The 401-nt window shown below is 56.4% G+C and carries 1 pseudogene; it reads right to left on the bottom strand.

Annotated elements, in window-relative coordinates:
* Nucleotides 1-127: 127 nt before the first annotated feature.
* Nucleotides 128-401: pseudogene (locus D3D02_RS20210) on the bottom strand (ISNCY family transposase); the annotation flags it as partial.

The following is a 401-nucleotide window of genomic DNA, read 5'->3' as shown; positions in this document are numbered from 1 at the left end:
CGAGGACAAAGACCACTTTAGAGAATTCCTCACCGAGACATTCCTCAGGCTAAGCCATCGTGTGAGTTTCGCCGCTGACTGGATCGAGACGTTCCTCCCAAATGTTCAGAAGTTATGCTGACCACTCCACGCGGCGGGTACGCCCCCGCGCCTTCTTTGTCGCGTCACTTACCGAGAGGTTCGTCACGAACGTCACCGTTGCACCTTCCTTCCGATCCGAGGGAACCACGACCAGCGTCGGGGTGACCGTCACACTGCCACCCACGATGGTTCTTTCCATCTCGTGATTCTGTTTAACACCGACGTCGTGGTCTATGTCCTGTACAAACCGCTTGACTGGGTCATCCGAGGATTTTCGGATGAGATAGCAGAGGCCCGCCTCTTCGACCGCGTGGATCACG

It is taken from the genome of Halobellus sp. Atlit-38R (assembly GCF_003665925.1).
Classification (GTDB): domain Archaea; phylum Halobacteriota; class Halobacteria; order Halobacteriales; family Haloferacaceae; genus Haloquadratum; species Haloquadratum inordinatus.
The sequence above is the reverse complement of the archived record's forward strand: the minus strand, read 5'-3'. Positions and strand labels throughout refer to the sequence as shown.